The sequence below is a fragment of the Flavobacterium piscis genome (genome assembly GCF_031457575.1).
GTDB classification, from domain to species: domain Bacteria; phylum Bacteroidota; class Bacteroidia; order Flavobacteriales; family Flavobacteriaceae; genus Flavobacterium; species Flavobacterium piscis_A.
The window spans coordinates 424803-449253 of the sequence record NZ_JAVDWQ010000002.1 but is presented as its reverse complement, the minus strand read 5'-3'; the positions used below and the strand labels follow the sequence as shown (position 1 = coordinate 449253).

28 protein-coding genes are annotated in these 24451 nt (G+C 32.5%); 16 read left to right on the top strand and 12 right to left on the bottom strand.

Going from position 1 to position 24451, the window contains the following annotated elements:
* The first annotated feature begins 11 nt into the window (after positions 1–11).
* From J2W48_RS05120 to J2W48_RS05055, 14 genes are all read left to right on the top strand, one after another.
* Positions 12–824 carry a hypothetical protein gene (locus J2W48_RS05120; protein ID WP_310278992.1) on the top strand — a complete coding sequence of 271 codons (813 nt, stop codon included), beginning with the start codon at positions 12–14 and terminating at the stop codon, positions 822–824.
* Between the two features lie 397 nt (positions 825–1221).
* Entirely contained in the window at positions 1222–1971 is a 750-nt protein-coding gene (locus J2W48_RS05115; protein WP_310278989.1) for a glycosyltransferase family 2 protein, read from the top strand.
* 26 nt (positions 1972–1997) lie between these two features.
* A complete protein-coding gene (locus J2W48_RS05110) occupies positions 1998–2978 on the top strand; it encodes a hypothetical protein (protein WP_310278986.1) in 981 nt (326 codons plus the stop codon).
* A gap of 486 nt (positions 2979–3464) precedes the next feature.
* A complete protein-coding gene (locus tag J2W48_RS05105; protein ID WP_310278983.1) occupies positions 3465–5327 on the top strand; it encodes a tyrosinase family protein in 1863 nt (620 codons plus the stop codon).
* A gap of 14 nt (positions 5328–5341) precedes the next feature.
* Entirely contained in the window at positions 5342–6091 is a 750-nt protein-coding gene (locus J2W48_RS05100; protein WP_310278980.1) for a copper chaperone, read from the top strand.
* Between the two features lie 825 nt (positions 6092–6916).
* Complete coding sequence (locus tag J2W48_RS05095) at positions 6917–7564, top strand: hypothetical protein (RefSeq protein WP_310278979.1); 648 nt, start codon at positions 6917–6919, stop codon at positions 7562–7564.
* Between the two features lie 39 nt (positions 7565–7603).
* Complete coding sequence (locus tag J2W48_RS05090) at positions 7604–7780, top strand: DUF1843 domain-containing protein (RefSeq protein WP_310278976.1); 177 nt, start codon at positions 7604–7606, stop codon at positions 7778–7780.
* A gap of 78 nt (positions 7781–7858) precedes the next feature.
* Positions 7859–8029, top strand: coding sequence for a DUF1843 domain-containing protein (locus tag J2W48_RS05085; RefSeq protein WP_310278973.1), 171 nt, complete (start codon positions 7859–7861; stop codon positions 8027–8029).
* An 80-nt stretch (positions 8030–8109) separates the two neighbouring features.
* Positions 8110–9534 carry a radical SAM/SPASM domain-containing protein gene (locus tag J2W48_RS05080; protein WP_310278968.1) on the top strand — a complete coding sequence of 475 codons (1425 nt, stop codon included), beginning with the start codon at positions 8110–8112 and terminating at the stop codon, positions 9532–9534.
* A gap of 1 nt (position 9535) precedes the next feature.
* Positions 9536–10111, top strand: coding sequence for a class I SAM-dependent methyltransferase (locus J2W48_RS05075; RefSeq protein ID WP_310278965.1), 576 nt, complete (start codon positions 9536–9538; stop codon positions 10109–10111).
* Positions 10112–10337: 226 nt separating this feature from the next.
* Entirely contained in the window at positions 10338–11150 is an 813-nt protein-coding gene (locus J2W48_RS05070; protein WP_310278962.1) for a hypothetical protein, read from the top strand.
* A gap of 49 nt (positions 11151–11199) precedes the next feature.
* On the top strand, positions 11200–12426 hold the full coding sequence (locus tag J2W48_RS05065; protein ID WP_310278959.1) for a hypothetical protein: 1227 nt from the start codon (positions 11200–11202) through the stop codon (positions 12424–12426).
* Between the two features lie 9 nt (positions 12427–12435).
* Positions 12436–13350, top strand: a complete 915-nt coding sequence (locus J2W48_RS05060) for a glycosyltransferase family 2 protein (RefSeq protein ID WP_310278956.1) — start codon at positions 12436–12438, stop codon at positions 13348–13350.
* Positions 13351–13362: 12 nt separating this feature from the next.
* Positions 13363–14559 (top strand): phenylacetate--CoA ligase family protein, encoded by a 1197-nt coding sequence (locus J2W48_RS05055; RefSeq protein ID WP_310278953.1) that lies wholly within the window; start codon positions 13363–13365, stop codon positions 14557–14559.
* 669 nt (positions 14560–15228) lie between these two features.
* On the opposite strand, the gene J2W48_RS05050 is transcribed toward J2W48_RS05055, so the two are convergent.
* From J2W48_RS05050 to J2W48_RS05010, 9 genes are all read right to left on the bottom strand, one after another.
* On the bottom strand, positions 15229–15681 hold the full coding sequence (locus J2W48_RS05050) for an SRPBCC family protein (protein ID WP_310278950.1): 453 nt from the start codon (positions 15679–15681) through the stop codon (positions 15229–15231).
* Positions 15682–15691: 10 nt separating this feature from the next.
* Positions 15692–16078, bottom strand: coding sequence for a hypothetical protein (locus J2W48_RS05045; RefSeq protein WP_310278946.1), 387 nt, complete (start codon positions 16076–16078; stop codon positions 15692–15694).
* On the bottom strand, positions 16075–16986 hold the full coding sequence (locus tag J2W48_RS05040; RefSeq protein ID WP_310278943.1) for a TIGR01777 family oxidoreductase: 912 nt from the start codon (positions 16984–16986) through the stop codon (positions 16075–16077). Before J2W48_RS05040 ends, J2W48_RS05045 begins: the two co-directional genes overlap by 4 nt.
* Before the next feature lies 1 nt (position 16987).
* Positions 16988–17809, bottom strand: coding sequence for a DCC1-like thiol-disulfide oxidoreductase family protein (locus J2W48_RS05035; RefSeq protein ID WP_310278940.1), 822 nt, complete (start codon positions 17807–17809; stop codon positions 16988–16990).
* 12 nt (positions 17810–17821) lie between these two features.
* On the bottom strand, positions 17822–18208 hold the full coding sequence (locus J2W48_RS05030) for a hypothetical protein (RefSeq protein ID WP_310278937.1): 387 nt from the start codon (positions 18206–18208) through the stop codon (positions 17822–17824).
* An 18-nt stretch (positions 18209–18226) separates the two neighbouring features.
* The gene (locus tag J2W48_RS05025; protein WP_310278935.1) at positions 18227–18574 is read right to left on the bottom strand and encodes a hypothetical protein; all 348 of its coding nucleotides are present in this window, start codon (positions 18572–18574) and stop codon (positions 18227–18229) included.
* A gap of 2 nt (positions 18575–18576) precedes the next feature.
* Positions 18577–19020 (bottom strand): hypothetical protein, encoded by a 444-nt coding sequence (locus J2W48_RS05020; RefSeq protein ID WP_310278932.1) that lies wholly within the window; start codon positions 19018–19020, stop codon positions 18577–18579.
* Positions 19017–19301: a hypothetical protein gene (locus J2W48_RS05015; protein WP_310278929.1), complete on the bottom strand. Its 285-nt coding sequence runs from the start codon at positions 19299–19301 to the stop codon at positions 19017–19019. The genes J2W48_RS05020 and J2W48_RS05015 overlap by 4 nt, the downstream gene beginning before the upstream one ends.
* A gap of 68 nt (positions 19302–19369) precedes the next feature.
* Entirely contained in the window at positions 19370–19873 is a 504-nt protein-coding gene (locus tag J2W48_RS05010; RefSeq protein ID WP_310278926.1) for a GbsR/MarR family transcriptional regulator, read from the bottom strand.
* A 182-nt stretch (positions 19874–20055) separates the two neighbouring features.
* Between J2W48_RS05010 and J2W48_RS05005 the strand changes: the two genes are divergently transcribed.
* Both J2W48_RS05005 and J2W48_RS05000 read left to right on the top strand, forming a co-directional pair.
* Positions 20056–20298 carry a type II toxin-antitoxin system HicA family toxin gene (locus tag J2W48_RS05005; RefSeq protein WP_310278923.1) on the top strand — a complete coding sequence of 81 codons (243 nt, stop codon included), beginning with the start codon at positions 20056–20058 and terminating at the stop codon, positions 20296–20298.
* A 3-nt stretch (positions 20299–20301) separates the two neighbouring features.
* Positions 20302–20652, top strand: a complete 351-nt coding sequence (locus J2W48_RS05000) for a type II toxin-antitoxin system HicB family antitoxin (protein WP_310278918.1) — start codon at positions 20302–20304, stop codon at positions 20650–20652.
* 39 nt (positions 20653–20691) lie between these two features.
* Here J2W48_RS05000 and J2W48_RS04995 read toward each other — a convergent pair whose 3' ends face one another.
* The 3 genes from J2W48_RS04995 to J2W48_RS04985 all read right to left on the bottom strand — a co-directional run bounded on the left by J2W48_RS04995 (position 20692) and on the right by J2W48_RS04985 (position 24387).
* Positions 20692–20841, bottom strand: coding sequence for a hypothetical protein (locus J2W48_RS04995; protein ID WP_310278915.1), 150 nt, complete (start codon positions 20839–20841; stop codon positions 20692–20694).
* The gene (locus J2W48_RS04990) at positions 20841–22718 is read right to left on the bottom strand and encodes a DEAD/DEAH box helicase (RefSeq protein WP_310279157.1); all 1878 of its coding nucleotides are present in this window, start codon (positions 22716–22718) and stop codon (positions 20841–20843) included. The genes J2W48_RS04995 and J2W48_RS04990 overlap by 1 nt, the downstream gene beginning before the upstream one ends.
* A 166-nt stretch (positions 22719–22884) precedes the next feature.
* Positions 22885–24387 (bottom strand): SWIM zinc finger family protein, encoded by a 1503-nt coding sequence (locus J2W48_RS04985; RefSeq protein WP_310278912.1) that lies wholly within the window; start codon positions 24385–24387, stop codon positions 22885–22887.
* Positions 24388–24451 lie beyond the last annotated feature (64 nt).

Here is a 24451-nt window from a genome sequence, read left to right as displayed (position 1 = left end):
AGATTTAAGAGATGAAACTGTTTAAACTGATATTTGATTTTTACCTCAACAGCAGTATTCATGTGGCTTTGTCGTGTTATGCTTTGGTTCGGATTACGTTTCATGTATTTCATACTCAATACGATGAAACGATAGCTTTATTTGTTTTTTTCGGTACAATCGTAGGATATAATTTTGTCAAATATGATGCTTTGGTTCGGGTGAAAAAAAAACCGATAGGAAATCAGTTAAAAATTATTGCTTTTCTGAGTTTGATTTCGGTGATTTTAATTGGTTATTATTTTTTTCAACTGAAACGCATTACTCAAATAGTTTCATTCGGAATATTTGCCATAACAGCTCTTTATACACTCCCGTTTTTTCCAAATCGTAAAAATGCCAGAAATTGGGCGGGCGTAAAAATTTATATTGTGGCGCTTTGTTGGGTAGGCGCTACTTTGGTTTTGCCTTATATAAATGCCGAAATTCCCTTTACGGCTAATTTCTTTATAAAATGTATTCAGCGGTTTATATTGGTTTTTGTTCTAATTCTTGTTTTTGAGATTTTAGATTTAGCCAATGATGACCCCCATTTGCAAACTGTTCCACAAACCATCGGCGTAAAGCGGACTAAAATTTTAGGATTTTCACTTTTGGTTCCGTTTTGGTTCCTGGAAGTTTTTATTTCTACATTTAATTATCATGATCTCTTTATCAATCTTATTATGGTAATAGTATTGATGTTGTTTATATTATTTGCAAACCCGGCACGATCTAAATATTATACTTCTTTTTGGGTCGAAAGTGTACCGATTCTTTGGTGGCTGATGGTTGTTTTTTTCTAATTTTATTTTTTTTGATTCTTCTCCTACCATTTTTTCTTTCTTTCTATAAAGAAAAGCTGCGTAGTCTCTTTTCGGGGAAAAAACGTCAAATTGTTTTTCTGAAATTTCACGGCAGTTTTCTAAATATTTTTTTAAAGAATAGTTATGACCGGTTTTGTTTGCCTCATGACAAAGATTCTTTTTCCTGTTACAATTTTTCTTTTAAATTCAGAAGGTCACTATAGCTTTGAAATAGAAAAAAACAGCAATTCACAAAATATATTTTATCGAGTTTTCTATCTGATTTTTTAGCATTTCAGCTCGGTTCAGGACTTGTTTTTTTTCATACTACTGATTCAAATGTCTTGTGAGTATGAAACATGATGGTTGGACAAATAAAATGTAAGCGAAGAAAATTATGATTCAAAACAGCGCTATTACTATTGAGCTTTATCTGCTTTGCTTTAATGAAGAAAAAATGATTATGCATACTTTAAATTATTATTCTAAAATATGCAGTAAAATTATCATTATTGATAATCAGAGTACAGATGATTCCATACGTTTAGCAAGTAATTATAAAAATGTAGCATTTAAATATTTGGATTCGGGAAATGAATTCATCGAAGATAAATTGACAGAATCAAAAAATAACTGTTGGAAAGGAAGTACCGCAGATTATGTAATTGTTTGTGATATGGATGAATTTTTATACGATGAAAATTTACTGGAAAATTTAGTAATAGCCAAACAGCAAAATATAATTATGCCAACCATAATAGGTTACAATATGATGAGTGATGATTTTCCAACCAACTATAAAAGGCTGATAACAGAACAAGTTAAGCATGGCGTGAGATCTGATAGATTTGACAAACACATCATTTTTGATCCGAAAAGAATAAAAGAGATTAACTACAGACCCGGGGCTCATTTGTGCAAGCCTGTTTTTTATGAAAATACAATTGCAGACTCAGAAATGGAATTTAAATTATTGCATTACAAGTATTTAGGCAAGGATTATTTATACAAAAAACATAAAGGGTATGTAAACCGAATGAGTGAGATAAGTAGAGAAAAAAAGCATGGTTATGAGTACTTAGAAGGAGAAGATCATGTCAACGAGATGTTCAAATCAGTAGAACTATTAGAGAGGATCGTAAAATAAACTTTCGTAAAACAAAAAAATATAAAATGGACTTCACAATCGAATTTACCTCTGGAGGAAATCACGGCCATCAACTGAAAGACGCATTGGGTGGTCTTACTATTGGTCGCTTATTGAATTTAAATTATGTGCATACTCCATACGATTATTTGGATTATTTTGGACTTGGATTTAAATATCCTGTTGTAGAAAAAGCAGGGCGTAAATCGAAATATAAAAAAACAGTAAGAATTGAAGGCCCTCTGTGGTGCGGAATTGATGACTACGAGGAGTTATTAGAATATTTTGAAAAAGTTTTACCTAAAACCAGTAACGACACATTAGTAATCTTAGAAAATGCTTTGCGAGTTCATCCATTTCAAACGATACCATGGTATCTGGAAGGAAGAACGACTCGGAATATTTTTGCCGAAATTCAACAAGAAGTATCTCAGAACTTCAATGAACTCCACTCTTTAAAAATAAATAAATTCAAATCACCTATAGAAGTTGCCGTTCATATTAATAGAGGAACGGATTACGATAGAGAAAAATTTCCAGAACACTTTACAAGCCCATTTGCAGTGAGGTATATGTTTGATATGGATTATTACGAAAACATTATTTTGCATATAGAAAAAGCGTATGGCGTAGGGAAGGTTCATTTTAATATTTACACCGAAAAACAAAATGCAGAGGCTATTCTACAAAGGTTTAATAACAGAAAGCATACCAGAGTAGTACTTGGCTCTGATCGTGAGGAAAAAAATTATGATCAAATTCATTCTATTTTTAAATCCTTTGTTGAAGCTGACATACTGGTTTGCTCTAATAGTAGCTTTTCGGTAATGTGTGCGTATTTCCGTAAAGGCAGAAAAACGGTGTATCACCCTCACCTTCAATTAAGGTATTTGCCAGAACCAAATTACATAAAAACGGAGGATGATGGCAGCCTAAATATTGAGTTACTCCAACAAGAAATATATGTTGATACCTTTCCTCTAAATCCATCTTGCACAATTGTTTAGTAACAAAAATTACTTGTACCTCTCGATATTTTCGATTGTTGTCAAGACAATTGAAATGAAGTGTTTTTAGACTCCAGGGCCTAATTTTATTCAAAAAAAATACAATCGTGTTTTTGTTTTGATAATGAGTATTTTATGAAAAAATTAGCTTGCGTTAATTTTTAAGGCTCTCATACTTAATAATCCCTCTCTCATACCATTTTTTTATTCCAGACTTTACTTCTGACGTAATTTTAGTATAGAAAATAAAAGCTGGCAGCATTTATTTTCAGGATTTGTTTCTAATTAATTTCTTGTAAGACAGCCTTCATGAGTTGACATGATTTATAAAACTTTGTTTGGTGAGAAATACAAATTATAGAGAAACAGCAAAATTTAGAAAGTGGAGTAGAACCTACTTAAAAAACGAACTGTTTCGCACAGTAAAATGCGAAGGTGTCATCTGAAAAGCCTTATGAGTAAGACAAATAATTAAATCATTAAAATATGAATTCATTTATTGGAAAATGGGTAGATCAACAAAATGTGTTAATCACAATTACTGGATCTAAAACTAGCATTAGTGTCACTTATGGCAACGGACGTGGCCCTTTTCAAGGTACTCTTAATACTTCTAATCCATCAGTAATTACTGTAAACTTTACGGATGATGGAGGAAATAAAACAGGTACGCTGTCAAGAAACAATTCTGAAATAAATTGGGATAATGGGACAACTTGGAAACAATTAGTTTATTTAAGAAAAAATGCATGGGATGCCAATAACGGTGGGCAATTTATAGATAAGTCTGGCAATTATACCGACCTTTATTGGTATGCAAAAGCTGTTAAGGTAATGCAATCCCGCCCAATAAGCGACCCTACTAGCTGGTGGTTCTATGCTGCAATCCACGGTCAATTATTATTGCCAGGATCTTTATATCCAAAGCCATACCAATATCTAAACTGGATAAACATTAACTACATAGGAGCAGCTGCAAATTTAAGTACGCTTCCATCCAGTGCATTAACAACTGTTTTTTGGGATCAATGCCAGCATGGTACTTGGTTTTTTCCTCCTTGGCACAGGGGTTATTTGGTAGCACTCGAAAATATTCTTCGTACAATTATATCTCAATTAAATGGTCCTTCGGACTGGGCATTGCCATATTGGAATTATCTAAGCCAATCTACTGCCTATATTGAATCGAATATCCCTCCAGCATTTACACTTACTGTTTTACCGGATAACACACCAAATCCTTTGTACGTACCTGAGCGTTATGGACCTAATGTACAAGTAGGCAATGGAGAGAATTCAGCAAATGATCAATGCCAATGGGATACCATTTACAGTGAAGGGTCAGCTCCTGCACAACTTGGACCAGGTGATTTAAATGGCTATTTTTATGGCGGAGGAGAAACTGGATTTTCACATAGTGGTTCAGAAACTGGCGATCTTGAGCAGAATCCTCATAATTTTGTCCATGGTATGGTTGGCGGACAAAATGCCGCGAGACAAATAGGTTTGATGGGTGTGCCAGCAACAGCAGGGCTCGACCCTATATTTTTCTTGCATCATTCTAATATTGATCGTATGTGGGATGCCTGGAATGTAACAGGAAAAAACAACAATCCTTCGGATGTAAATTGGCTAGCCGGACCAACTGCTAATGGCAATTCACAATTTGCTATGCCTTTGGATGCAAAGGGTACTGCTTGGTATTACACACCTGCAGATGTTCAAACGACAAATAATTTGAAGTATAACGGGTCTTATTATTCTTATACATATAGCGATCTCTCTTTAACTTCTTATGACACAATTCAACCGAGTTCTTTGAAAAAGAGTTTATCTCTTAGATTAACTAAACTGGGTACGACAAATTTAGAAACAGGAATTAAGATGACCAATAAACAAAATAATGAATTAGTAGGAGCAAGTAGTGGTTCAATTACTTTAAAGGATAAAGAAACCAAAGCTATTGTTCAATTGGATAAAACGGCATGGAAATCAGTAAAGAATAGTCTTTTAAAAGCTTCTGTCTCTAATGTCCCTGATGAGGTGTATCTTCAGTTAGAAGGTGTAAAAGGAGGTGGTGACTCCAATTTCCTTTCAGTTTATGTAAATCAAACATTTATCAAGTCTGTTTCCCTTTTTGGACTCCTTGGTGCATCTATGAAAAATACCGCTCATGGCGGTGCAGGACTTACTTTTAAATTTAATATCACAAGTATCATTGACGAATTACATCTGGAGAGTGCCATTGATATTAATTCACTAGATGTTCAAATAAAGAGTAAAGATGCCCCTCTCGATGGTAATGAAATCACAGTAGAACGAATAGGAATTTACCGTTCAGGGCAATAAGTCAAAAAAGACATATGAAACTTTCACAAAATAAGTGTATTGCAATTAATTTAGTAATTATCAGCATTTTTGTCTGGACATTACTTTTGGTAAACCCTGGCCACATTATGGCAATGAAATACTGCCATGTCTTTGCTTCATGTCCCTCTGCAACATCATTTCAGATGTTGCTTGAGATGAAGCTTTTTTCGTCGCAATTAATTGGTTGGGGGCTTATGGTGGTTGCAATGATGCTTCCTAAATTAATCCTACCCATTCAGTTTATTTACCAGCAGAGCTTCAAACGCTATCGTTTCTTGTGTTCTTTATTATTTGTGTTTGGTTATATATTAGTATGGATGATTGTTGGTGTTTTTATGATAGAAATAATAATGGGAGTTAACCTTTTACTACCTATGTCCTATATTCCTGCATTTGGATTGTTTGTTATTGCAGTAGTATGGGAGATTTCTCCAATTAAGCAGCGCTTTTTAAACCTCGGTCATGATCATCGAATTCTATCAGCTTTTGGATGGAAGGCCTTTAGGGATTCATTATTTTTTGGGCTTACTCACGGTGTTTGGTGCATTGGTTCTGGATGGGCATTGATGCTCTTTCCTATGCTTTTACCCAAAGGGCACAATTTAGCGATGCTGGTTGTAACTTTTATTATGATTAGTGAGCACCTGGAATATCCAAGATTCCCTAAGTGGCTCTTTATTCCTCGTATGAAATTATTAAGAATCATTGTTGTGCAAACAAGAATCAGACTGATGACCTTTTGATATTATAGAGCCTAAACCTGGAATCCGCATTAGAAATTAACTTCAATTAGAATTTCCTTCAAGAACTAATACTCCTTCTATATTTATATTAAAATTCAGAAGCATTAGTTCATGGGGGACTATTCTTATTGGTATCCACTGAACTTCGTTTTCTGCTTTAAAAATAGTCCGTGAGATCAAATAATTCAGGTGTATCAACCAAGTATAACCCGGATTTTGGGTTAACTAATAAATCGCTATAAAATGAATTTGTAATCTGACCCAAGTAAAAAAGGGATGGTCTAAAATAAATTAGAGCCATAATTAGGTCTTAAAAAAGGAGAAATTTAGTAAGGTTTTAGATTCACTGATGAACAACAAATTTAATAGAAACAGCATTCCTTTAGAACATAAAATTTTGCGAAGTTTTTTTGTTTTTCATTTTATAAGCGACTTTCTGGATTGTATTTAATTTTTTTTAATACTGATAGTGAGTGTTTTATAAAAAAAATAGCTCGCGTTAATTTTTAAGGCTCTCATACGTAATAATCCCCCTCTCATACCATTTTTTTATTCTGGACTTTACTTCTGTCGTAATTTTACTATAGAAAATAAAAATCAGCACCATTTATTTTCAGGATTTGTTTCTAATTTATCTCTCATAAGACAACCTTAATCAGTTGATATGATTTATAAAACTTCGTTAGATGAGAAAGACAAATTATAGAGAAACAACAAAATTTAGAAAGTGGAGCAGAACCCACAGAAAAAACGAACTGTTTCACACAGTAATAAGCGAAGGCGGATCTGAAAAGCCTCATGAGTAGGAATCTAAAATTAATTCTTATGCAAGCAATACCAGTAAAAGTTAAAAATGTAAATGTATATCCTTATATAGATTGGAATGGTGGAGGTGTTGGGCCTGTTATTGAAGGAGCCAGCGGAACCTACGCTGTAGGTACACTTTTGATGTCTGTATTTTACAATCTTGATCTTGATTTACAAACTCAAAAACCTAAACTTGGCATACACCAGAGATATGTAGCAATAGGAGAGACAGAAGATGGTACTCCTTTCACTACTCCGTGGATGTATTGCACAAATAATGGTAGCCAACCAGAATTTGGAAGAACCATCACACTTAATAAGAAAGACTCTGTAGCTATTAATGCAGGAAGTATACCTCCTTATATTACTCTAGGGCCACTTACTGATATTACAGTTACACAGTCATTTCCACCGCCAGCAATAGGGGAGATATTGCTAATTGAAAATGGGGCAGGGAATGTTATTGCTACCAGAACAGGTACACCTCATGAAATGGGAATTGAAGTAACTGAAGGTAATCGTTTAGGAAAATTAGTGACAGGGATGAAAAATATCATGATCACCGGAAAAAACAAAGACGGTAAAACGGTTACTATGGGTAATTTGACTTGTTTGGATCCAAACGAGCCGGCACTTTTTTTACGTCAATTTGGGTTTGATAATTAAACAACAGAACAAGTAATAATTAATATAAAAATTACAACTATGGGAATAATGATGCCTTATGGTGCCGCTGTCAGAGAAGCTATAGCTTCAAATGATTTAGCCAAGATGGAAGCTGTTGCTGAACAAGTAAAACAAACAGTAAAAGAACAAGGAGACCTAAGTGCTGCTTTGTTAGAATTGCTGGAAGCCATCGATGCTCTAAAAAATAAAAAATAAAAGAGAGTTGTCTTGTTAACAAAAACAAGGGTGGATCCGAAAAACCTTAAGAGTAGGAATAACTTAAAATAAAATGTTATGGGAGTAGTAATGCTTTACGCAGCAGGAATCAGAGAGGCAATCGCTTCAAATGATTTAGAAAAAATGAAGGCAGTAGCTGAACAGGCTAAACAAACTGTTAGAGAACAAGGAGACTTAAGCTCGGCATTGATAGAATTGTTAGAAGCAATTGAATCGCTGAGAAAGTAATCTAAAAAAAAAGACGGTTTATTAAGTTTTACTTTTTAAACCGTTTTTTAAGTAATTATCAAACCATAAATAAAATTAAGATGGACAAGACTTCGACACGATACAGAGTAAGAGATGATTATAAAACAGCCACTCCGGTTCATGTAGTATGGGAAATTACTTTAGCCTGTAATTTGAAATGCTCGCATTGCGGATCAAGAGCTGGAAAAGTAAGGCCTGGTGAATTAACTACAGAACAATGTTTTGGTGTTATTGATAGTCTTAAACGTCTTGGTACAAGAGAGATTACGATTATTGGGGGCGAAGCTTTTTTAAGAAAAGACTGGCTTGAAATAATAGAAAAAATAAGTCAAAGCGGAATTGAATGTTCCATGCAGTCCGGAGCATACAATTTAAATGAAGAAAGAATCATTGATGCCAAAAAAGCGGGAATCAGAAATATTGGTGTTTCTATAGACGGATTGCCTGATACTCATAACAAAATAAGAGGAAGAAGAGATTCATTCGAACATGTAATTAATTGTCTTCAGCTGTTAAAAAAACACAATATACCGTCCAGCGTAAATACCGTGATTACAAAAACCAATAAAAAAGAGCTGAATGAATTATTGGATGTTTTGATTAAAAATGGTGTAAAAAATTGGCAAATACAATTGGCAGTTGCTATGGGAAATGCCGTTGATAATTCGGAAGAATTGATATTGCAGCCTTATGAATTAAATGATTTTTACGATAACCTTATTGTAATATACAGAAAAGCATTAGCCAATAATGTTTTAATACAAGCAGGAAATAACATTGGTTACTTTGGACCTTATGAGCATATCTGGAGACAGGGTAACGAAAAATATTATACAGGATGTTCAGCAGGACATACCGGAATTGGTATAGAGGCCGATGGTAAAATTAAAGGCTGTCCGTCATTACCAACAAGCGAATATACAGGAGGAAATGTTAAAGACATGGAACTCGAAGATATTTGGAAATATAGCGAAGAAATGGTTTTTTCCAGATATAGAAATAAAGAAGAATTATGGGGAGGCTGTAAAGGCTGCTATTATGAGTCTTCTTGTTTGGCCGGCTGTACATGGACAAGCCACGTGCTGTTTGGTAAGAGAGGGAATAATCCGTTTTGTCATCACCGTGCTTTAGAATTAAAAAAGAAAGGACTTAGAGAACGTATAAGAAAAACACAAGAAGCACCAGGGCTTTCTTTTGACCAGGGACTTTTTGAAATTATAGTAGAAAATGAAAAAGGAGAAATGGTAGAAATACAGTCCCCTAATGATACTCCTTTAATTCCAGTATCAGATATTACAGATAGAGTTCCCAGAATACCCAAAGCACTTAAATTATGCAATGGATGTGATAATTATGTTTATGAAGAAGAAACTACTTGCAGTTTTTGTAACGCCGATGTTCAAAAAGTAAACGATGAATATGCCGTTAAAATGGAAAAAGCAAAACGCTCGCTGGAAAAATTAGAATTATTAATGATGAAATAATATGGAGTTATTAAAGAAAATTCAATCTGAAATTGATAAATATTCGTATAATATTGAAGAAGCTTTAAGTCTGCCTGAAATCACAATTCGACACGGTCTTAATTCGTATAGATATGGATCTTCCAGTTTTTTAGCTGATCTTTTTGATCCTATTGAAATAACAAACGAAACGGTATTTTATGACTTAGGCTCAGGTTATGGAAATATAATTTTATATGGCGCTGTAAAATATCCTGATGCACAGTTTAAAGGAATTGAAATCCTTCAGGAACGAAATGAAGTTTGTGCTAACTTAATCGAAAAAGAACAAATAGCAAATGTTATTGCAATTTGTGGTGATATTTTAAAGGCCGATATTTCTGACGGGAATGTTTTTTATCTGTACAACCCTCTTTTTGATTTTCAATATGCTGAATTATTAAATAAGTTATATCGGATTTCATTAAACAAGCCCATTACCGTGATTGCTGAATCCCGTTGCACTTTTTTTGATGAAGCCAACTGGTTAGAACAATATCATTTTAAGGATATTGATGTTGTCAGGAAAATTAAATACTATCGTTCTGTAAAGGATTAATTAAATTTTAAAATCTTCTTGTCATGAGCAGGGTAAAAGATTTTATTTGGTTGTGCTAATTTCTTTATTACATGAATTAATCACTTCATACCTAATATTAATGTGTTTATGACATTTTGCATTTATCCTGCATTTTTATAAAGTAGGTTTATTAAAAAAAAAGCAGATTCTTAACAAATATTAGAAAGCAAAATCAAACAGTAACCAATTTAAAATCAGAATAATCATGACCAATTTAAGTTCAATTATTCTTCCGGTCCTTGAAGGAATGGAGGAATCACATTTAAAAGATCAATTATTAAAATTTTTGCCAAATCAGGAAGAGTCATTTTCAAAAATTGAAAAAAGTTTTAATCAATTGACATCGAAAGTACAAGATAAGGAACGATTACAACGCTTTTTTCATAGTTGGAGCCAAACCAACAACAGCGCAATGACCGTTGCTGGAATTAGCAATCGCATGACAATGCTGGTTCATAAAAATCAACCAATTGCAGATGAAAAAGCACTATTGCATTCAATCACAAGTTTAAATAGAATTGTAGATGAAGATTTGGCAGTTGTTGGCAGAATTTTACATTCTCAGTTGTTTTATACAATGGCAACTACTATTTGTACTGATGATGATTGGCTTTTACGTAAATATTTAAACCAAAGCGCTTGTGATTTTAAAGCATGGAAAGACCAAAATTCATTGCGTAATAAAGACATAATGATTGCTTTATTGACAACCTTGGTACACGAAATTTATACACATGGTGAAGTGGAATTAATACTTCCAAAATTTAAATCCTGGCTGATAAACGATTATGGCTTCTCAGAAGAGGAATGCGAAAAAACATTGGCATGGATAAGCGTTCATTGCGGTCCAACTGAAAAAAATCATTTCTTTTTTGCTGTTAGTTCTATTTTTCATTATGCCAAAGCAATGAATATTGATCTTGAATCGTATGATTTAGAGGGAATTATTAAAGATTATTTGGCTAAAAAATCTGCCGTAATGGAGGATCTTATGACAGTTGAAGAATATAGTTTTTAAATCCATATTCCAGCAATAATTATTACAAAGAAAGAAACTCCAGCTCATTATGTCTAAAATTAAGTTACAGCAAAACCAAGCTGATAAACAGAAAAAATGGAATCAGTTATTTTCTGAATATTTTCAAAAAGATACAGGATTAAACAGCAATTTATTTGCTAATTCTTCGGTAACCCTGTCTTTAGAGTACAGCCAGCAAATGAATCGTTTGTGTGCTATTTTAAATAAGGCCTGTAAAGCAATTGTTTTGAATTATTTTGAGGACGATAGAATTCGAAAATATTATCAACTGGATAAAGATCTGGAAGCTTTATTAAAAAAATGCAATAACGAAGCATATAATCAGGGTTTTTATCGCCCTGATTTTTTATATGACACAAACGATCAGGCAAAAATTTGCGAGATAGGAGCACGATATCCCCTAAACGGATGGATGATTAGTTATTATTTAAAATTGATAAGCAATCAGACAAATACTTATGGAGGCAGAGTAAGTGCTGAAAATACAGCTTTAGAAAATCTTATCGGTGATTTATACAATCAATTTGCCTCTCATAGAAAAGTAGCTCTTATTCATGATGATGAAAAAGGAACCGAGATTTTTTATTTTCAAAAGGAATTGGCGAAACTAGACATCGAATTAATTTCTGCAAAACCTCAGGATTTAATAGTATCAAATGATTCAATATGTGTAAATGGAGTACCTGTTTCGCAGTTTATATTAGAAATGGACAGAGAAGAGTTAAAAAAAATAAGTCCGGACGTAATGGATAAGCTAATCAAAGAGAACTCTTATTTCAATGATATCCGCACCTTAATTTTAATTCATGACAAAAGGGTCTTGGCGGTAATGTACGATATTCAAATAATGAGTGATTACTTAAGCAAAGAAGAGTATGGTTTTTTACAAAATTACCTTATTCCGAGTTTTGTTGTTATTGACCCTGCCGGTTGTGATGTTTTTACTGATTGTGAACAGAATTTGATTTTAAAATTAAATAGTGGAGGAAGAGGAATAGGTGCTTATGTTAAAAGTGATTGTACAACTGAAGACTGGAATATCATTATCAGGGAAAATTGGGATAAATACCTGATTCAGCATTTTGTTGACCAGAAAGAATTTAACGATGTTGAAAATAATCGTCAGATTCATTTAGTTGGCATGCTGCTGTGTAAAGATGACAAAAATTATGGATCTGGTTTGTTCCGTGGTTCAGATGAATCAGTTGTAAATGTGCATCAGGGAAGGGCTTTGATTTATCCAATTTTAGACTAATAAAAAATCATGAAACATACAGTTGTTATACCTCTTTACAACAAAGAAGCGTACATATATGATACGATTCGTTCGTTGGCTTTTCAGGAAAAAAAAGCATCACAAATTATTATTGTTGATGATTTTAGTACTGATAAAAGCCTGTTTTATTTAAAAGATTCATTATCGTTTTTTGCACCGCAATTTTTGCAAACTGATATTCAAATCATTGAATTAAAAGAAAATAAAGGCCCGGGCAATGCAAGAAATATAGGGATAGAATTAGCAACCGGAGATCTTATAAGTTTTTTGGACGCAGATGATTGTTATACTTCTTCTTGTTTAAGAGAGGTCGATTTAATTATGGAACAAGAAAAAATGGATGTTTTGATACTTGGAATTCTATTGGTACCATTTAAATATTATCTGCCAAACATTAAATCGTTTAAAAAAGAATTGTTTTTCCTGTCGGATGAATTGTTTTTGATACCAAATGTATTGCATAGTATTAGTTCGCCAGATTTTATTATGGGTGTTGGCAGTAATGTTGTAATCAAAAAAAAGCATTTAAAAGGCATTCGTTACGAGACTAATGTTTCCTTAAATGAAGGAATTGATTTTTGGTATCGCGTTTTGAAAAACATGAAAAAAAAGACCCGTGTCGGTTTACTGAATAAAATCTGTATCGAAGTAAGAGAGGTTGAAGGGAGTTTATCCAGAGAGAATTATGCTCATTGGGCAGCATTAGAAATTCCGGTTACGATAAAGCGATATCAGAAAAGTTCTAACCGGTACGATCAACAGCTAATGGGAATGTTGTCACAACGGTGGTTTGAACACGCAATGGAGCGATTACCGTCCTGGAAACAAAAAGCTTTATTTATTTTAAATCATTCCGCGATCTTAATTAAAAACCGCTATTATTTCAAAAAAAGAAGTAAATAAAATAACAACCTTATGTATTCAGCTTGTATTTCTCCAAAAATAGACAACTCAGTATTGCAGGATTATTTTGAATTGGCTAAAAAGAATCCTTTATACATCGAATTCTATAAAGGAAATGATTTTGCTGCAGAAGTTCCTATGCTGAGCAAAAAAGAATTAATGTCAATTTTAGAGACAAATTTTAATCTTCAGGAAGAAAAAACTGGTGTGTATTTGGTGCGTTCAGGCGGAAGTACTCAAAAGCCTTTGGTCTTTCCGGTTGACATACAGGAAAATCAAAATCAACGCCTTGAACTGGCAGAGGAACTGACTAAAAATAACTTTTTTACTGCTAAAACAATTGCCTTAAATATTTTTGGTTATTCAGATATGTATCGCACAGCAGCCATTATGGATGATATTTTAGAAAAATGTCAGGGAACAACATTGGCATTGAGTGCGCATGCAAGCTATACTGATATCGAACAGGCGGCACGTTATTTTAAACCGAATTTTATATTGGGAACACCTTCAAAATTATTATGTTTTGCGCAGTTTTTAGAAGAGAATAACAAAAAATTAGAGATAGAAAATTTGTTTTATGCAGGCGAATTTTTAAGGCCTAACATACAAAAGCTGTTGCAAAAAAAATTCGGCTTTCAACAAATTTATTCGATGTATGGCTCTGCAGAAACCGGGATTTGGGCCTGGTCGGATTTTACTAAGAACCCATCATTATTTTCAGTTATTAAAGGGATTATAGTCGAAATTATTAATCCTGATAAAGACGGATATGGTACAATTGCCGTTACCAATACTTTTCGTAAAAGATTTCCGGTCTTTCGATATGCAATAGGCGATTTAGGGCGATGGGTTGATTTAGATGGTAAATCTTTTCTGGAATTAAAATCCAGAGAAACGAAATCTTTTATTGTTTGTGAAGAACACTATGATTTAGAGCAATTACTTCCTCTTACAAATGAAGCAGATGCTTTCCAGATTCAATTATCTACTGATGAAATTTATAAAGAAGTTGTTCGGATGTTAATTGTGCAAAATGTTTCCAAAAATAAAAGACTGGATTTTGTTCAGCAAAAATGTGCAGAATTAAAAAAACTATTACACTACAATGAACACTTCATGGAAGTTAAAGTTTTGCTGGTTACAGCAGCTGAATTGTATACAGACCCCAATACTGCTAAAACCCCAATGTTGCTGGATTTGAGATAATGTTTTTTTAGAAAGTAATATGTTTTAGTTGTTCCGAAAACAGCTTTATTCCACTTATTATTTGTCTTATGGATAAAAAAACCGCTCTCATGACATTTTTTTATTTGAGACTTCATATACAATGTAATTTTAATAAAGAAAATAAAAAAAATGATTGTTTAAAAAGGCTATTTCAAAGTAAACAAAAATACATTTTATAAAATTTTACTTGTTACGATAATGTATTAGTGAAAACATAAAGTAAAAAAGTGGAGCATAACCCACTTAAAAAACGAGGCGGTTCTGAATTCGTTAGCCAGAGGTTCTGTTAATCTGGCCAATGGAAACGTACACTCAGACTTTTAAGAAAGATATTCATACTATTAACAACACCAATCTGGTAAGTTGTTTTGCCTGTCATCAATCTCAAAATTTTGATACCATACACAAAGGGAAATCTCCTTTGTATTTAAGCCATGTGTTTGAATCTTATTTGTATACTACGCACCTAAACCAAGTGCTAAAAATGCAAATAATGCTAAACTGAAACGTATTGAAGAAACAAGAGTTCTGAAATTAAATCAATTTGAAGAGTTTGTTCGTGCTAAACAATAATCACTAATGGTTGTGCTTTTTGGGGAAAAGTTTACCAATTTGCGGTGATTAAAAGGTTGTTGATTTTAAAAAAAGTCATTGGTTTTCGGCTATTTTTTTGAGAATGTCATTTCTCAATAAAAGAAAATCGATCAGATGGGGTTTTAAAAACAAAGCATTGAATAATTTTCCAATAATGCCAAACGGAGTTTCATATTGCAGTTTATCTGTCATTATGGTAACTCCGTTTTTTTCTTCAAAAAAATGTTCATGTCTGAATGTTTTGAATTTCCCTTCCTCCATTTCGTCAACAAAATAGTCGTGCAAATCCATTCCTGTAATTCTGCTTTTATGGGTAAGATAAAAGCCAAAATGTTTCCCGCGCCAGGTTACGGTTTCGTTTAAGTTTATTAAACCTGATGTTACACCGGCAATTGCTTGTTCGTTTGATTTATTTGCAGATTGCTGATGAACATCAATGTTTCTTGAAGCATCAAAAACGGTTTGTAGTGATGCTTTTATTTTTGTGGTGAGGTTTATGGTAGTCATAAAATGGTTTTTAGCTATCTTCAAAATTTAGTTTAAAAAATAATCCGGTAATAATAGATGTTAATGAATATGATAATGCAAAATCTACCCACTTATCTCCCATTAAGATATACATTGTAATAAAAATGCCAATAACTGATGTTGTAATTAGAATTACTTTTGCATAAATAATTGAAATTTCTTTTTCGGATAAGTTTTTATATATGAATGCATAAAAAGCATAAGTTGGTAAACAGAAAATTAAACTTATAATAAATACAAAAGGATAAACTTGTAGAAGACTAAGAGTTTTATTGGGATTAAAAAGCATTATTATTTCAGACATAAATGGACTTAATAATAATGTAGAAAGACAATGTTTAACCCAATAAATCCAATTTGTGTTGTTTGTTTTCATTTTTTGAGTAAATCTATAAAAGCATTATCAATATTTTTAAACTTAAATTTAAATCCGTTTTCCAATAGTCTTTTCGGAATCACATTTCTGCTTTTCAAAACCAATTCGGCTTCTGTTCGAATGATAAAAGAGCCAATTTTTAATAAGAATGTATTCATCGGAATCCCGAAAGGAAATCCAATTGCTTTTTGAAGTTTCTGCATAAAATCTGAATTGCGAATTGGTTCTGGTGAAACAACATTAATAATTCCCGTAATTTCTTTTTGAATAATAAAATCAATTGCATTTGCAAAATCATCTTCGTGAATCCAGCTGATAAATTGATTTCCTTTTCCTTGTTTTCCTCCAAAGCCAATTTTTGCCAAAGCCTTTAACGGAATAAAAGCGCCGCCGTTTTTTCCTAAAACAATTGAAGTTCGTAAAGCAGTTTTCAATGTATTTGGTGTTTTAGTTTTAAAAAATGCTTTTTCCCATGAAAGAGCGACATTTATAGAAAAATCATTTCCAATTTCACCGCTAATTTCATCCATCTGTTTGTCTAAAGAAAATCGGTAAATAGTTGCCGTAGATGAATTTAGCCAATGTTTCGGTGGGTTTTTACAATTTAAAACAGCTTTGTTTAAAATCCTGGTGCTTTCAATTCGGGACAATAAAATTTCTTTTTTATTCTTTTGAGTATAACGGCAGTCAACTGATTTTCCTGCGAGATTTATTAAAACCGTTGCATTTTCTAATTCATTTTCCCAGCCTGAAAAAGTTCTGGCATTCCAGTTTACATATTTAATTCCGTCGATTGTTTTTGAATTTCCTCGGGTCAGAATTATAATTTCTTCAAATTTCTCTTTGAAATGATGGACTAAAACCTGTCCTAAAAAACCAGTTCCGGCTGCGATGATGAGTTTTTTCATGTTATAAATTTAAAATTAATAGAAAAGCAATAATTCTATAAATTATCCAGGTGTATGATAAGTAAAATGGAAGTTTTAAAATTTTAATTCTTCTGAAGTGTTCGGCAAACATAATGAAAACTGTAACTCCAAACCAACCTAAAATCAGTGTTTCAGAAAGATTCATAAATTGACTAAGAAGCAATATCGGCATTAAAATTAGAGAACCCATTAAAGAAACGGTCATTAAATTTCCGGCATAATTAATAATTGTTTTTTTATCGAATTTTAAAAGAAATGAACTTTGAAAAATGATTTGGCCAAATGCTAAAACAGTTTCTCTCAAAATGCTTGATTTTGGTAAACTTGGAATTAAATTAGAATATTTGAACAATATAAAAGTGGTTATTGTTAAAGCAAATCCGATAAAAATAAATCTGTATTTGTAATTGAAATCAGGGATGCATTGCAATTTGTTTCCTTCTTTTATAGTTTCCGGGATAATTACTTTTCTATTATATGAAACAAAAGAATAGAGCTTTTTCAAGATAAAATGAATGGGTTTAACTGTCCCTGTTTTTTCAATCCATGGAAATGAAAAACCTATTACTTTCAATAAACTATCAATTCCATAAATTACGGTTTTATTTTTATTATCAACCAAAGCAATTTCATTTGAAGCACGTTTTAAGTCTACAAAATTTTGTTCCTCCTGAGATAATTGACTGTATGATTTTCTTCCGTTTTTATCTAACATGCCACTTTTTACAAAGCTAGTTGTGTAAGCATTGCAAAGCGGACAATCTTCATCGTAAAGTAGGGTTTGGTTTTCGAGAGTTTTCATGATCCAGAATATTTAAGCTTTAAAAACTAATCGTTCTGTGTTTTGAGCTTCTTTGGCTTTTCTTTTTCCTCTAAAAAAGAAGTATAAATTAAAGAACAGCATGAAGCCAAGATAAATAGAAAATCCACCAATTTTATAACTTAATCTTTCAATTAATTCCTGATAGCTGTTCTCGCTAATATTCATTTGAAGAATCATCAGCGCAAATCCAATATTTAAAAGATAAAACCCGGTTTCAAAGAGTTTATTGGTTGCCTGAGCAATATCTTCTCTTCCCTTAAATATGTCCAGCATGAATATTTTTCCGTTTTTAAAAAGTGTTTTAGAAACATAATAAGTAAGAAATAATGCAATTGGCAGATAGATGCTGTAACCGATTAGGATTTTTGTAGTTTCCATGATATTTGATTTTAGGAGTTATTTAATTAATTTATGAATATACTTGGTTAGAATTATAATGTTGAGATAATGTAGTAGCGATATGATGAAAATAATAATCGCTGTTTTGATTCCGATAGTTTCTATTAGTTGTGGTGATGATGTGATTTTCTGCCAGGAAATTAAAGTCATAGCGCAATAACCAATATTTAATAGATAATATCCCAAAAGCAAAACCTGATTGATTTTTTGACAAATGTCTGCATGATTTGGAATGAGTTCCGCAACGTAAATATTTCCGTTTTTGTAGCAGATTTTACCCACTTTCAAGATGATAAAAATCGTTATGCTGAGGTAAATAAAATATCCAATGATGTTGAGGTTCATGATTAAAGTAGTTTATAATGACCTGTTAAATTATGAATGAACAAAGCAGAGTTTATTACTGCAAATAACACAAATAAGGCATTCATACAGTAACTTCCAATTTTGAAAATTAATTTTTGCGGAATTTGGTACATTGGATAATAGGCTATCTGAGTCGCTACTTTTCCAACCCAGTACAGAGCGATTAATCCGGTCAATGCAACTGCCAATGCTGATTGCTCTTTTAATTCTGTAGTAAAAACAATAGCGATTAATCCAAAACAAAAGTTTAATCCCTGAATGTATCTTCCATAAGTTTTGGCAATTTCCTGATTAAGTGGTTTAAGTTGTTTTACATCGTTGTACCAATCAAAAACGTTATGTCGAATGTATGGATAAATTAGGGCTGTAAATATCTGGCCAATTCCACTTAGAATTATAAGCCAATTTGGGATAGTTGTATTCATAATTTCTTTTTTTGATTGTAAATAATGAAGGTTAAGAAAAATATTAATGAAATTGGCAGTAAAAAAAGCCAGTTTAAAAGTTCACCAGCCCAAATTAAAAAGAAGCATATAACCAGCCCAAAATAAAGATAAATCCATTTGTTTTTTGGAAAAAGTATTAAAAAGAGCAGGGCTGCCAAAATCTGTAATATTCCTGTAACGGCTATTCCATATGCTCCTGCCAACAGAAATAGTAAAGCAGCTATGTTTACAATTTCCATTATTTTAAATGTTGTTTTCATAATTATAGTTTGTTTTAAACTTTCAGAAAAAAATGAAAGTTTTGATTAAATTTTTTTACTGTGATAATTTATTTCATAATTTTTAGAACCAAACGGCCTAACCAGTTTTCATTAAATTCTGTCATTTTGTCTAACATGTTATCCGCTTTTAAAACAAAATCATACAATTTAGAAGTTTGATCTATAAAATGTTTTTCCTCAGCGGAATTTCCTGATTCAATTGTCGAAACTTCTTTCAATATTTTTAGAGCGGGTTTAATTTCTCTTTTGCTTCTTTCTCTTGAAATTTTCACTGCCAATTCATCCAAATCTTTTTCAGCAGTAAAAAACTCTCTTCGTTCTCCGGCTTTGTATTCTTTATAAACAATTCCCCAATCCATTAAAGCTCTTAGGTTCATACTGGCATTTCCACGGGAGATTTGCAATTCCTCCATAATGTCTTCCATCGAAACAGCTTCGTTCGAGACCATTAATAAAGCATGAATCTGGGCCATAGTTTTATTAATTCCCCATTGAGAACCTAATGCTCCCCAGGTTTGTACGAACTTATTTTTTGCTTCTTTGAATTCCATTTTGGTTTTATTTCCTTTTCTTGAAACAAATGTAAGTAAAAGTTTTTAAACTTTCAAAAATAAATGAAAGTTTGTTTAATGTTGTTTTTTGAGGGATTTTATTTATGTTTAAGAATTGTTATTAATGCCAAATTAGAATGCAACTATTTTTTAGTTGCAATTAAAAAAAATAGTATCTTTGTATGAGTAAAGTTGAAAAGTTAATAGAGAAATTAAAATCAAGACCAAAAGATTTTACTTGGGATGAAATGCTTAAAGTTTTGAAATATTTTGATTTCGAACAATTAGCGCAAGGAAAAACGGGTGGTTCTAGGCGAAAATTTATCAATAAAGAAAAACAGATTATCAGCTTACACGAACCACATCCACAAAAAATTTTGAAATCGTATCAGTTGGATATCATTATTGACTATTTAAAATTGTAGAAAATGAAAAATTATTTAGAATGCAAAGGATATATCGGTACGGTTGAATTTTCAGCTGAAGACAAAATTTTCTTTGGTAAAATTCAAGGAATAAATGATTTAGTGACTTTTGAGGGAACTTCGGTAGATGAATTAGAGCAATCTTTTCAAGAAGGAGTTATAGATTATTTAGAAACCTGTCAAGCATTAAATAAAAACCCGGATAAGGTTTTTAAAGGTTCGTTTAACGTAAGAGTTTCACAAGAATTACATCAAAAAACGGCTCTTTTGGCATCCAAAAAAGGATTAAACTTGAATGATGTTGTCAAAGAAGCACTGAATTATATCATAAAACACGAAGAAGTTTTAGGGTAAAAAAAACGAAGCATTGCTACTTCGGTTTTAAATCAAAAATTATCGAAACAATTCCTTGACTTCATTAATGTCAAAGGATTTCTTTTCGTCGTCTATCGAAATAATGCTTGAAGCTACATTTTTCTTTTTTTGTTGTAAGGAAACTATTTTCTCCTCAATGGTATCTTTACAGATCATTCGGTAAGCCATTACTTTTTTGGTTTGCCCAATGCGGTAACAACGGTCAATAGCTTGATTTTCGACAGCAGGATTCCACCAGGGATCGATGAAAAAACATAATCAGCTTCGGTTAGATTAAGGCCTGTTCCGCCTGCTTTTAAGCTGATTAAAAACACCCGTACGGCTGAATTGTTTTGAAAATTATCCACTCTGTCTTGCCTGTTGTTGGTTTTTCCGTCTAAGTATTCGTATTGAATATGTTCTTCTTCGAGGCGGGTTTTTACAATTTGGAGCATTTTTACAAATTGCGAAAAGACCAAAATCTTGTGATTTCCCGTTTTCTCTTTGATGTTTTCGATTAAAGCTTCGAGCTTTACAGAATAATTTCCAAAATCTTCTTCAGAAGGAATTAGAGCTGTCGAATTGCATATTTGCCTCAATTTTGTCAATCCGTCCAGGATATACATTTGCGATTTTTCGACTCCGTTTTCGTCAATTTTGTTCAGTAAATAATCACGGTATTGATTTTTGAAAGTATCATAGACTTTGCGTTGCTCTTTTTCCATTTCGCAAAAAATAATGCTTTCCGTTTTCTCGGGCAATTCGGTAGCAACTTGTTCTTTTGTTCTTCGCAACATAAAAGGCGCAATGATTTTGCCCAGAAGTTGTGAAGCATCTACATCTTTTTCTTTGTCGATAGCATCCGAAAAGTTGTTTTTGAAATGCGTCATATTGCCTAATAATCCCGGATTTAGGAAATTGAGTTGGGCATATAAATCAAAGGTATTGTTTTCAATTGGAGTGCCTGTAAGAGCTATTTTGTTGTGCGAATGCAGTAATCGAACGGCTTTGTATCGCTTGGAGTTAGGGTTTTTTATGGCTTGACTTTCGTCTAAAATGACATAATTGAATTTAAAATCTTTTAAAAATTCTACATCGTTCAACAACGAACCGTAAGTAGAAATGATCAAGTCATATTTGTTGAAATTATTTTTGTTTTCGATACGGTTAGCACCTGTAAAAATCAATAATTTTAAGGTTGGACAAAACTTTTCGATTTCATTTTTCCAGTTAAAAATTAACGAAGTTGGAGCTATAATTAGCGAAGGCTGACCTTTAGGGTTGTTTACTTTTAAATGTTGCAAAAACGTAATGGTTTGCAGGGTTTTCCCCAGCCCCATATCGTCTGCCAAGCATCCGCCCAATTGATTTTTGTCCAAAAATGCCAGCCAGTTTAGTCCGTGATGCTGGTAATCTCTCAATTTGGCTTTGATGCCTTTTGGGATAGCAATCGGTTCAATTTCGGAAATGTTTTGTAAACGCATTTTTTTGTTGTACAATTCTTCCAGGAAAGTAGGTTTGGTTTCGAGTTCGTCATACAATTCGTCGATAATCCCGAATTGATAATTGGAAATCTGAACCCCGTTTTTCTTGATTTCGCCTGTTTTAAAGTAATTGGCAAATTTTTTCATCCACTCTTCAGGTAAGATTCCGAGCGTTCCATCACCGAGTGTAACATAATTTGATTTCTTCAAAAATGCTTTTTGCAATTCTTTAATGCTTACTTTTTGATTGCCAAAGCTAATGTCGATTTCGATATCAAACCAATCAATATCCGACTTTAAATTAACTCGAATAACGGGTTTATTCAAATTAAATTTGAATGATTTCAAATCATTTGCCCCAAAAACAGTGATACCCAATTGTTTCATCCTTTCGATGGCGTGGAGCATCCAGTGGTTTTCAAAAAGTTCCTCAGGTGTGAGATAAAAAAGCTCGTCCTGGGTTTGAAATGCAGGATGCAGTAACCTGAATTCTTCTGTAAAATTATCTTCTACGGCTTGGTTTCGTTCCTGGTAGCTATTGGTTTCTTTGTTAAATAAAATTTCGGATGACTGTACATTCACCAATTGTGTTGGGTATTTAACGGCTAGTTTAAAAGTAATATATTCGCCTTCATAATCCGTTAGATAGACTTGTTTTTCGAGTTCATCGTCACTGATTTTTTCTTTTTCTTTTTTGAAAATTGCCGTTTGAATTTCAAATTTTTCGGATAACGGTTGTACAATTTTTTCAAAAAAAATCAGGAGTATCTTTTTTTAGATAATTAATCTCCGCATAATTGCTAAAATGGTTTAGATATACTGAAAGTTTGGCGTCATTTATGGGTATAATTACATCATCTGCAAAAATATATAAAGGAGTAATTTGAATTGCGGCAGCATCTAAATTATAGTTCTTGTCATTCAGCGAAACTTTAGCTTTTAGGGTGTAGAAATGAGCAGTTTCATTTATTGTAAAAAACAACTTTATCGTTTTATTATCATACACACAGGGCGTTAAATTTTTGCAGACCAGGTTTTTACTGCCGTCATAAGTATAGCTAAAACTGTCTTGCAAGATCGCCAAAAGTTCTTGGTTGGAAACCATGGCTTTTTTTAAATAATTTACGTCTTCGGTAGATTTGAATTTGGACAATGCTGTATTGATTTGCATTGTTTTTACAATCAAATTTTGCTCTCGCTCCGAATTATAAATCATTAAGGCTTCTTCAATATTATAATAGTTAATTCTTGTAATTGAGGAAGAGAAATCGGTTTTTGTTTTATTGTATTTGGCTTGGAAGAGTATTAATTCCTGAAATTTTTTTCTCTCAAATTCAAAACAAATTCCTAAGCCAAAATCGTTGTTTTTGCTTTCTAATAGCGGTAAATTCAATGTTGTTTCCGCTTCGATGGTTTTGAATATTTTTGAGTAGTCTCTGGAATCGGTTGTAATGTTTTTGGCTTTTGATCTGGCTTCAAATCCATTGGTTGTGATTTTAAAATTAAAAACACTATTGTAGTCATCATCAGTTGTGAAGCCATATTTTGCAATTGCCTCTTTTGTTTTTTCTTCGATATAATTTTTAGCAAACAAATTTTTACCAAAAACGGTTTCTATTTCTTGTAATGCATTCCCAATATGTTCGCAGGCTTTTTTTGTTTTGGTACACGTACATTCAAATTCTAAAATTTCGGTTTCGGGGTTGTACTTAAATACTTGTTTGGAAGTATTCCAGCCCGTTGTTTGAGTGTTTACTTCTGTTTGGGAGGCTGCTGTTATTTTATATTCATCATAATTGTAGCCACGGTATCTGGGAGCAACCGTCCAGTTATTAATAATGTTTGCTGTAATAACACCATTAATCAGTTTGGTTTGGTTGGCTTTGAGCTTGTTGGTTTTGGTTGCAGTTGCAACAGGAAGTTCTTCGAATATAGTATATGTTTTTATATCCTTCTCCGGAACTATTGTTGGAACGGCACCATTATAATCTTCGATAATTATTTTTAAAGAGGCAATTACGTGTTTACAAATACCAGAATAGGTGTTTTTGTATGGGCAAGAGCAAGAGGTGCTTATGTTATTGTTTTTTATGTCAATTTCTATGATGTAGTCACCATAACTGCCTTCGCATTCAAATTCAAATTTACTAAGGGAATATTCAGTAATTATGGGATATACATATTTTGAATTACTTCTTGAATTTGGATTGCTATTTGTCTTGATGTATTTCCTTATTTCTTTAATGTCCATTCTAATTCTTGTCTTGTCAAAAGTATAGAAAGATTTGTTTTTAGAAAAAAGGAATTAAAAAAAA

Coding starts and splice junctions, on each gene's coding strand:
- J2W48_RS05120 (WP_310278992.1), top strand. CDS start 12: ATGAAACTGTTTAAACTGATATTTGATTTTTACCTCAACAGCAGTATT.
- J2W48_RS05115 (WP_310278989.1), top strand. CDS start 1,222: ATGATTCAAAACAGCGCTATTACTATTGAGCTTTATCTGCTTTGCTTT.
- J2W48_RS05110 (WP_310278986.1), top strand. CDS start 1,998: ATGGACTTCACAATCGAATTTACCTCTGGAGGAAATCACGGCCATCAA.
- J2W48_RS05105 (WP_310278983.1), top strand. CDS start 3,465: ATGAATTCATTTATTGGAAAATGGGTAGATCAACAAAATGTGTTAATC.
- J2W48_RS05100 (WP_310278980.1), top strand. CDS start 5,342: ATGAAACTTTCACAAAATAAGTGTATTGCAATTAATTTAGTAATTATC.
- J2W48_RS05095 (WP_310278979.1), top strand. CDS start 6,917: ATGCAAGCAATACCAGTAAAAGTTAAAAATGTAAATGTATATCCTTAT.
- J2W48_RS05090 (WP_310278976.1), top strand. CDS start 7,604: ATGGGAATAATGATGCCTTATGGTGCCGCTGTCAGAGAAGCTATAGCT.
- J2W48_RS05085 (WP_310278973.1), top strand. CDS start 7,859: ATGGGAGTAGTAATGCTTTACGCAGCAGGAATCAGAGAGGCAATCGCT.
- J2W48_RS05080 (WP_310278968.1), top strand. CDS start 8,110: ATGGACAAGACTTCGACACGATACAGAGTAAGAGATGATTATAAAACA.
- J2W48_RS05075 (WP_310278965.1), top strand. CDS start 9,536: ATGGAGTTATTAAAGAAAATTCAATCTGAAATTGATAAATATTCGTAT.
- J2W48_RS05070 (WP_310278962.1), top strand. CDS start 10,338: ATGACCAATTTAAGTTCAATTATTCTTCCGGTCCTTGAAGGAATGGAG.
- J2W48_RS05065 (WP_310278959.1), top strand. CDS start 11,200: ATGTCTAAAATTAAGTTACAGCAAAACCAAGCTGATAAACAGAAAAAA.
- J2W48_RS05060 (WP_310278956.1), top strand. CDS start 12,436: ATGAAACATACAGTTGTTATACCTCTTTACAACAAAGAAGCGTACATA.
- J2W48_RS05055 (WP_310278953.1), top strand. CDS start 13,363: ATGTATTCAGCTTGTATTTCTCCAAAAATAGACAACTCAGTATTGCAG.
- J2W48_RS05050 (WP_310278950.1), bottom strand. CDS start 15,681: ATGACTACCATAAACCTCACCACAAAAATAAAAGCATCACTACAAACC.
- J2W48_RS05045 (WP_310278946.1), bottom strand. CDS start 16,078: ATGAAAACAAACAACACAAATTGGATTTATTGGGTTAAACATTGTCTT.
- J2W48_RS05040 (WP_310278943.1), bottom strand. CDS start 16,986: ATGAAAAAACTCATCATCGCAGCCGGAACTGGTTTTTTAGGACAGGTT.
- J2W48_RS05035 (WP_310278940.1), bottom strand. CDS start 17,809: ATGAAAACTCTCGAAAACCAAACCCTACTTTACGATGAAGATTGTCCG.
- J2W48_RS05030 (WP_310278937.1), bottom strand. CDS start 18,208: ATGGAAACTACAAAAATCCTAATCGGTTACAGCATCTATCTGCCAATT.
- J2W48_RS05025 (WP_310278935.1), bottom strand. CDS start 18,574: ATGAACCTCAACATCATTGGATATTTTATTTACCTCAGCATAACGATT.
- J2W48_RS05020 (WP_310278932.1), bottom strand. CDS start 19,020: ATGAATACAACTATCCCAAATTGGCTTATAATTCTAAGTGGAATTGGC.
- J2W48_RS05015 (WP_310278929.1), bottom strand. CDS start 19,301: ATGAAAACAACATTTAAAATAATGGAAATTGTAAACATAGCTGCTTTA.
- J2W48_RS05010 (WP_310278926.1), bottom strand. CDS start 19,873: ATGGAATTCAAAGAAGCAAAAAATAAGTTCGTACAAACCTGGGGAGCA.
- J2W48_RS05005 (WP_310278923.1), top strand. CDS start 20,056: ATGAGTAAAGTTGAAAAGTTAATAGAGAAATTAAAATCAAGACCAAAA.
- J2W48_RS05000 (WP_310278918.1), top strand. CDS start 20,302: ATGAAAAATTATTTAGAATGCAAAGGATATATCGGTACGGTTGAATTT.
- J2W48_RS04995 (WP_310278915.1), bottom strand. CDS start 20,841: ATGGCTTACCGAATGATCTGTAAAGATACCATTGAGGAGAAAATAGTT.
- J2W48_RS04985 (WP_310278912.1), bottom strand. CDS start 24,387: ATGGACATTAAAGAAATAAGGAAATACATCAAGACAAATAGCAATCCA.